Raw genomic sequence first — 7,738 nt, forward strand, 5'->3', positions numbered from 1 at the left:
AGGTCATCGGGGATCGAAGGGGCTTTGCGTCGTGCCATAATTGGGGATCTTTCTACCCATTATGCCGCCCCGTACACGGAATTCCTGACACTCCCTCTAACAGCAATGTCCTGATCGAAATTAATTTGACCATTTCGTCTTTTCGAGACGTGAATTTTTCGGACGTCCGGCCGACGAAGACGGCGCATCGGCCCCTCTCCGCCTGTATCATAATTTGAACGAAGTATTTTTACGGTCAGAATATCGCCAGACAAACTCCAAACGCCATCTTCCATGTCTCCACCGTACCTGCCATCCGGCAAAAAATCTGATATGAAATCAGATAAGCAAGCTTCAGACTTTGTGTTACCGTGAAGCACTGCCCACGTGCCAACGAGGTCACGAGGTGAGACTAACGTAGGCCGCATACGGCTGACGCCAGGACTGGATAGACCAAGTGCAGCAGCGGCGAACAAAGCAAACTTGATGCAATTGAAGTTCATAGCGAAATCGTAAGGCGCAATTGGAACGTCCGCAATGGTGTCGTGACCGGAACGTCTCCTTTAGCGCCGACACCATTCGCCAGCGCAACAAGCCCTGCCACCCTAGTCGATGAATGGCCGGAACCAGTGCCAACACTGCTTGCGAACGGCATCAAAACGTTATGCTCCCCTGCTGATCGCCCGATATTCAGGAAAACCCAAAAAATTCGGGATTTATCCACCACCGTGTTCGGGCTTCAGTGCTCGTAATCGGCCTCAGACCAACCGTGAAACTCCGCATATCGACGTGCCGCCGAAAGGGCGCCCAGTTCGGTGGCATATCGTGGTGGAGGTATTTCGGTGCTCTTCACCGTACCGGCTATCGATCCGATGGCCAGATACCAATGGCCCAAAGCGCTGCTATGCTCGATACCGATCTCGTATTGTTTTCCAGCTGGATCGCGGAAGGTCAGTATCTTCGGCATATTCCCTCCTGAAAACCGTTCTACGCGGCCGCACCCTTTTGGGTGCCATATACCGTTCGACGGATCAGGAAATACGCGATTTAAGGGTGACCGTCAGTCTGATCACCGCTCTGGGCGGAGGACCGCGGCAGGTCACTGGCGATCTTGGCCGCCTTTCTATACATCATAATTCTTTGTAAAGATGAAGCTTGTTTTGACTTTGTTTTCAGTATGCGACTGGCTCGCCCCCCATGCCTCTCACTTACATACACGGCCTCATCAAAGGCCTGCTGAGCCACCGCATCGCGTTGGCTTCGAGAGGAAGTAAGGTAAAAAACGATGGCTTTAAACATATGACCCCCAGCCTAAATCATCGTGGACCAAACCAACCATCTAACGATAGCCACTATGCAGCGTCATTTTTATGACATTTTTAATAAACTATCAATGCGTTGAATAGTGGAGCGCTCTTCACAGACTGTCCGTCGTAGAAACCCACCCCCTACAGTGCTTGCTTGCATGGTGACCATCGGCTTTCGAGGCGGGCTATAGGCTTCAAAGGAGAAGGCAGACGGTCCGCTACTGGGCGGGAACCGCCCGTCTCATTAGGGTGGGAAGCTGCCCTTCCGGCTTTCATTAACAACGGGCGGCTATGGCCCCTCTCGCGCAACGTTCGCTACAGCAGGAAAGGCGTGGATTCCCGCTATTCCCGTTATGACCAGTTTGTTGTCGGATCTGGAATGACAATAATTTTGGTAACGCAAGGATCAACCTTGAATAATTGAAACAATAAGGCATCCATTTCTTGCATTTATTTGCATTACCATTCGGCCAATCCCACCCTCTGTAAATCCATATATCTCCCAAACATCCCGAGAAATCATCTTGGCTTGTCTCGGTTCAAATATATTTGCTTTTTCCATGCCGTAGATCGAAGCGGCATAAATCTTCGCAATTGCAAGGGCATCTTTGCTTGTTTTGACCGCGCTGCCATTGCGATCGACTGAGGCCTGCTTTGGACATTTTTCGCGCGGAAGGGGTGCGGCATTCGATTGACCGAATGCCAATACACTGATGGCGAGTCCAGTCGCGATAGAAAAACGGATCATTGGTAAAACTCCGCTCCTCCAGAAGTCCGGTTCCACATCCTGAGTTTGAATCACAAGAGGCAACGCCGCCCAACCCATTCTCAAACGGATATTCAGCAGGCTAGGATAAACGAACGATTTCAGCAACGGCGTCGTGTCTGGAACAGCCGTTTCGGGTGAGAAATGGTGGGAAGCGGACATTCGTAGGCCATGAACAACCGGCGACTTTCGGGTCGCTGCGAACCGCTCGAGGCGGCAGACAAGTTAGGGGGAGCGGACCTTCCACGACAGCAGCATAGTAGCTGCTCTATCCCGCATGGAACGAAGTTCAGGAAGTTCGTGCTCTTCAAATCCGAGAGAAAGCACCAAACCATCGACATTCCAGACCGATGTACAGATGGCGGTGCCCTTAGGACGCGCGGGGTTCGGCGAGATTGGACTGCAATAGGCAACCTGCAATTGCTTATGTTCATCCCCATTGGCGTTGAAACGATTTTCGACGTAATAATTCCACGCATAGGAATAATCGGCGATGGGGTAGACTTTTGTGTATATGCCCTTGTCCGAAAACGAGACCTCCTCTTTTCCACACGCTCACTACATCAACGCAGTGATTGAGCGTGGTAAGCGACCAATGCTCAAGCGTTCCCGGATATTCATCGTCGGCGAATGTGGTCGCGGAAACATACCGGAAGAATGCTGAGTTGGAGCGCCGCTCAAGCATCTTTCCTCGGGGTAACTCGTCACCCTCGGCTTTCCAGAAGCTCTCGTTTCTGACTGCGTAGGCCACGTAGTTGTCCCAGCGTAGCTCGAACGACCGGCTCTCATCAGTCACAAGAATTGGCCGACCTTCACCTAAGTCGATACCGTCTATGGCAATCTGAGTCGGCTCGCCGAGCAGGCCTTCCGCCACTACGATCCGCAACTGGTTTTCGGATGGTTCGCCAATATCAGTGAGGTAGAGGTTGAGCAGACCGTCGGGAAACTCCATTGGACACCTTCAAGCGAGTTGTAAGGAAGTACTGTTAGCTGGGTTCCCTCAATGGCCGCAACTGGGCGCGGGCCGCCGGTCAATTTTTGGTGGGAAGCGGAAGTTGCATGAGGTCAATATGTCTGTAGAGTCTTACGATGTCTATTAACGCTCATTTGGATGGTTTAAGGCAAGCCTTTGCTGATCAATTTTCAAATGAAAAGGACGGCTTCATCTATCGGAAAAATCAGAAGGGGGCGCCATTCCGCGTAAGCAGTTTGGAAAGAGATAGGTTTGTCGGGACCTTCACCAAGCGCGTCCGTTATGGACTATGGTCTCTTGTTCCAGCGACGATCATCCTGATAGTGCTTCTGGTCTGGCTGACTCCGGATAGCGACAGTCCTACATTTCAAATTGCGATGTGGGCCGGTCTCGCGGCAATCATATTGTCTTTTCAGGCGGTCTTTCACTGGGCTTGGGGCGCTCCGTCACGCGAATTGAAGCATCGCCTCCCGGAAGGCCTCGCATTGACCAGGGAAGAAGCGCGAGCGATTGCCTTCTCTAAGATTTCCTACCTCCAACTGGGGCTTGCGGCTCTTGCGGGCGTGGGACTAATTTGGAAAATGTCTACAAAAGTCGATGTCTTCCATGGATCGGGGCTGGTCTGGTCGATTTTCGGGGCGGGGATTGTAGTCTTTGCTGGTGTGCAAACATTCCGCAAATGGCGCTTCGACCAGCGCTGAACGTTTTCGTCAACAGCGTCCATTTTTGGTGGCTAGCTGCCGTTGGCCTCTACAGCGCGGCGCACATACCCAACGATTGCCTCCTTTGCGCCATCGTGCAGCCTGCCGGATCGGGTACCTCGAACGGCCTTTTCAAGTGCGTCAACCATCAGAATAAGTCGGCCATCTTCATCGGCCATTTCCCAATCCGTGACATTAATTTCCTCACTCACAAACTCTGCATTTTCCTTTCTAGAGTAAAATCGATATGACTTCTTCTCGACCCCGAAATAATCTGAGATTATGACGGGGAAGAAAACAAAAGATTCAAGATTAGTGTCGATACTTTGGATTTCGGTACTTTGCAAAAGCGTCCGAATTTTGGCCGCCGCAACGGATGCTGTATCGGAATGGTCAATCGAGAACTTCCCACTTACCGCGATCTGCAAGGTATCCTCCTGCTGGCATAAACCGCCGCGAAGCGTGCCACATTAGAATCCCCGCGCCAATGTCCGCAACTGGGGCGAAAGTGGACTTTCAAATTTGCCCGCACCGCCCAGGTGACCGACTACGAACACTGGCCGCCTGATCTCACGAAAAGAGTTGCCGCATTGCGGCTACGGCGTGCTTCAAAATTGAATAGTCCACCGCCGAAAGCGCTTGGCGTCATCTGGCCTATCTGTTCTAACGCTGATCCGAGAGAGATGAGCAGAAGGCCTTGTTCCTGATGAAAACTAAAACAAAGATCGGTGGCCTTCTTATTCTGCCGCTTGTTGTTGCGGCATTGGCCTTACCCTTGCCTGCTACGGCCAAAACTGGCCCAGAGCCCGTCGAAATGACCTGGCCGGGCGGCTGGGGCAAGGTGGAGTTGATCGTCCGCGAAGACCGGGCCGAACTGGTTTCGCATGAACTGGGCGGCACGACCCGGCGGTTGCGCATGATTGCCACGCCCGATGACGCGCTGGCGGTGCTGGCGGATGAAAGGCTGGCCTTTACGTGGCCCGCCCTGCTGAAATGGGCAGGCGATGACCTGCAGATCTTGCGTGACCGGGCACTGAAGCAGGCGAAAGAGGCCGCAGAAGGAAATGCCAAATCCTTGCCCGCTCTGAATTGGATGCAGCAAGGTATCGGCGGCGACAACCGCGCAATTCTGCAATATATCAAGATACTTAAGGATACCGGTCACTTCGACGAAGCCATAACTTTCGCCAAAGAACGTCTGGCGGCCTTGCCGCGTGGCTCCGCAGCCGATTTCATGCGCAGCGATTTGAAACTGCGTATCGCCGATCTGCTGGTCGGCCAAGGATTCGTGGATCAGGCGATCGAATCGTTGCGAAACTCAATCAAAGAGCAAACACGCCCAACGCCTTTTCAGATCAATGAAAAGATATCGCTGGTTGAAGTGCTGGCGATATCGGGGCGCTATGATGAAGCCCTGGTGGCCCTTGATGAGGCAATTGACACTTTCAAACAAATGTCTCCCGGCCTCTTCCCAAGCTACGAAAAAGCGCCCGGCGCCATGGCCTATTTTTCCGCCATGAGGGGCTGCGCCCTCTATGGTCTGGGCCGCAAAGAAGAGGCTATCGCGCTGTTCGCTGGCATCAAGGATCAGCCCGGCCTGACGTCTTCCTTCTCTGGTGTAGAAGATGCGCGTCTGAAGGGCATTTCATGTACGAGGAATGTGGATCTTCTCGCCGCCGAAATTGCGAAACAGATCATGACCGCACCGCCAGCGGGCCAAATCATGATCTGGCTTCAAGGAGCCGAGCTTTATGGCCCGGCCGCGAAGGTCAGAGAACAAGCCCTGTCACGCGAGATTGTGGTCAAAGCCATGGCAGGCCGGGTGCGCCTGCTGGGCGGCCCTCTGGAGCCTGCCCTGCGCGGATGGATACCGAAAACCTCCGCCCCGCAATGACCGGGAAAGCCTCCTGAAGCTTGACATCGTTACGACGAAAACAGGATGCCGGTGTAATTCTGGGCGCCGTGCAGGATATGAAGGATGACCACCCTCCCCGGTTCAACCCGATAGAAGATCAAATAATCCCCATGCACCCGGCGCCTTACCCCGGTGGTTTCATAGCGTGGCACCACCGGAAAGCGCTCAGGCATCTCGGCCAGGCCCAGACATTTCGCGCGCAGCTCGCGCAGAAAGCTCAACGCCCTTGTGGGATTGTCGTGGGCAATGAAATCGCCAATGGTCTCAAGATCAAATTCCGCCTCGGCGGTCAGATGGACGATCATTCGTCCGCCGCACCCATCGCCCGATATTTGGCCTCAAGACGATCAAAAGCCGCTTCCGCCGGTGTGGTGCGCCCCGCGTCGGCATCAGCCAGACCGCGCGCAATCGAGGCATCGAGCGCCGCCAGACGGGTTTCCCTCTCGTGGATCAGCCGCACGCCTTCGCGCAGAACTTCGCTTTTGGAATTGTAGCGCCCCGTCGCAACCAGGCTTGCCACAAATTGCTCCAACTGCTGTCCGAGATCCGCGCTGATCATGGTTCAAACACTCCTGTCTGGATGCCGATATAGCATCTTATCAACAGTTGATAAAGGCACCACCACCCCCTGCGGTGGCGCCCAAGCTGGCCGTGCCCAGCGCTGGCGCGATCCTCTCGCTTTCGCTGGGCTGGGAGAGCCGGTTCGACGACCATCCGGTGGGACTGATCGACAAGGGCCGGTTCCGCGTCGATGAGGTCGAGGAAAGCGGCCCGCCCGACCAGATCGTGATCCGCGCGCGCTCGGCGGATCTGGCCGGCACCTATGCCAAGCGCCGCAATCGCGTCTGGCATGACACCACGCTGGGCGCACTGATCGGCGAGATTGCCGCGCGCCACGGCATCACAGCCCGCGTCCATCCCGATCTGGCGGGCCAGCCCATTGAGGCGCTGGAGCAGCACAACAAATCCGACATGGCGCTGGTGCAGGATCTGGGCAAACGCTTCGACGCCACCGCGACATGGAAGGACCGCAAGATCCTGATCCTGCCCAAAGGCAGCGCCACCACGGCGGGCGGCCAGACCATCCCGGCGATCACCCTGACACGGCAGGATGGTTGGTCATGGCGCTACATCCGCGCCGAACGCAGCGCGCAGACCGGCGTTGAGGCGCAATATCACGATGGCTCAACCGGCGCGCGCAAAACGGTGAGCGAGGGCAGCGGCGATGCCTATCGGCTCAAGCATGTCTATGCCAGCAAGAGCAGCGCCACCCGCGCGGCCAAGTCGAACCTTGCCAAGCGCCAGCGGGCCAAGAGCAAGTTTGAATATTATCTGGCGGTGGCCGACTGCCGGTTGCGGCCGAACCAGCAGGCCACGCTCCAAGGGTGGAGCGCGGCGGTGAGTGGGACCAAGTGGCTGATCGAGAGCATCGACACCACGATGGATGCGGGTGGGATCAAGCAGATGGTGCGGTTGGAGGGGGCGTGAGCAGCCGCCGCCAAAGCTGCCTTTGCCGGCTCTGTGCCCGTTCGTCGCAAGCGGCCATCTGTTCAGAGATTAACCACGGCCGCTTCCCCAGTCGGCAGCGGCACTCGCAGGCTGTTGCCTTGCGGTTCGAAGCGTTGCGAGGCGGGTCGCGTTGATCTCTGGTGTAACATTATGGGAACAGAATCATCTTGTCGTAAATATAGAACGGAATGGCGCTGGAAATGACTTGGCAAGCAGCGTAATGTGCACCGTATTCAACGATCGCAGCCTTAGAGGTGCAGTGATGGGCGAGATGAGCGCGATAGCCGCAGGAAAGATCGAACGTTTCCCGCCAGTGGAGAATGCCAGCGCCGTGAGCGACGAACTGGGCAAGCTTCTGGGTATGATTAAGGCAGCCTGTCCGGAAGCGACGGCGATCCATTTCGATTTCGACGGCAAGCTGCGGGTGCGTATCGACGTACACAGCCGTGATGACGTCGCCGCCATCCAGAAAACCCTACCGGCACTGGGCGGCGGGGGAGTGTCAGGAATTCCGTGTACGGGGCGGCGGTTGAACATCAGGCCGCCATGGCCCGAACGAAACGATCGCCGAAGAGAACAGCGAACTGA

At 55.5% G+C, this 7,738-nt stretch carries 10 protein-coding genes; 4 read left to right on the forward strand and 6 right to left on the reverse strand.

All coding sequences use genetic code 11. The annotated features are described in order from the left end of the window. Positions 1-718: 718 nt before the first annotated feature. The 3 genes from GGR38_RS23675 to GGR38_RS23685 all read right to left on the reverse strand — a co-directional run bounded on the left by GGR38_RS23675 (position 719) and on the right by GGR38_RS23685 (position 3,004). Positions 719-946: a hypothetical protein gene (locus tag GGR38_RS23675; RefSeq protein ID WP_183629455.1), complete on the reverse strand. Its 228-nt coding sequence runs from the start codon at positions 944-946 to the stop codon at positions 719-721. 746 nt (positions 947-1,692) lie between these two features. Then, positions 1,693-2,214, reverse strand: coding sequence for a hypothetical protein (locus GGR38_RS23680; protein ID WP_183629457.1), 522 nt, complete (start codon positions 2,212-2,214; stop codon positions 1,693-1,695). A 268-nt stretch (positions 2,215-2,482) separates the two neighbouring features. Next, complete coding sequence (locus GGR38_RS23685; protein WP_183629459.1) at positions 2,483-3,004, reverse strand: hypothetical protein; 522 nt, start codon at positions 3,002-3,004, stop codon at positions 2,483-2,485. Between the two features lie 137 nt (positions 3,005-3,141). On the opposite strand from GGR38_RS23685, the gene GGR38_RS23690 reads away from it, so the two are divergent. Further along, a complete protein-coding gene (locus GGR38_RS23690; protein WP_183629461.1) occupies positions 3,142-3,726 on the forward strand; it encodes a hypothetical protein in 585 nt (194 codons plus the stop codon). Positions 3,727-3,758: 32 nt separating this feature from the next. Here the strand turns inward: GGR38_RS23690 and GGR38_RS23695 are convergent, their stop codons facing one another. After that, positions 3,759-4,154, reverse strand: a complete 396-nt coding sequence (locus GGR38_RS23695) for a hypothetical protein (RefSeq protein WP_183629463.1) — start codon at positions 4,152-4,154, stop codon at positions 3,759-3,761. A 269-nt stretch (positions 4,155-4,423) separates the two neighbouring features. Between GGR38_RS23695 and GGR38_RS23700 the strand changes: the two genes are divergently transcribed. Beyond that, positions 4,424-5,620, forward strand: a complete 1,197-nt coding sequence (locus GGR38_RS23700) for a tetratricopeptide repeat protein (RefSeq protein WP_183629465.1) — start codon at positions 4,424-4,426, stop codon at positions 5,618-5,620. 29 nt (positions 5,621-5,649) lie between these two features. On the opposite strand, the gene GGR38_RS23705 is transcribed toward GGR38_RS23700, so the two are convergent. Both GGR38_RS23705 and GGR38_RS23710 read right to left on the reverse strand, forming a co-directional pair. Continuing rightward, positions 5,650-5,946 (reverse strand): type II toxin-antitoxin system RelE/ParE family toxin, encoded by a 297-nt coding sequence (locus GGR38_RS23705; RefSeq protein WP_183629467.1) that lies wholly within the window; start codon positions 5,944-5,946, stop codon positions 5,650-5,652. After that, the gene (locus GGR38_RS23710) at positions 5,943-6,200 is read right to left on the reverse strand and encodes a type II toxin-antitoxin system ParD family antitoxin (protein WP_183629380.1); all 258 of its coding nucleotides are present in this window, start codon (positions 6,198-6,200) and stop codon (positions 5,943-5,945) included. The genes GGR38_RS23705 and GGR38_RS23710 overlap by 4 nt, the downstream gene beginning before the upstream one ends. A gap of 47 nt (positions 6,201-6,247) precedes the next feature. Between GGR38_RS23710 and GGR38_RS23715 the strand changes: the two genes are divergently transcribed. Together GGR38_RS23715 and GGR38_RS23720 are read left to right on the forward strand one after the other, a co-directional pair. Then, the gene (locus GGR38_RS23715) at positions 6,248-7,129 is read left to right on the forward strand and encodes a contractile injection system protein, VgrG/Pvc8 family (RefSeq protein ID WP_183629469.1); all 882 of its coding nucleotides are present in this window, start codon (positions 6,248-6,250) and stop codon (positions 7,127-7,129) included. Between the two features lie 283 nt (positions 7,130-7,412). Next, positions 7,413-7,738 (forward strand): hypothetical protein (locus GGR38_RS23720; protein ID WP_183629471.1); only part of this gene is annotated, 326 nt, incomplete at its 3' end.

The sequence above is a fragment of the Novosphingobium sediminicola genome (assembly GCF_014196525.1).
In the GTDB taxonomy this organism is placed as follows: domain Bacteria; phylum Pseudomonadota; class Alphaproteobacteria; order Sphingomonadales; family Sphingomonadaceae; genus Novosphingobium; species Novosphingobium sediminicola.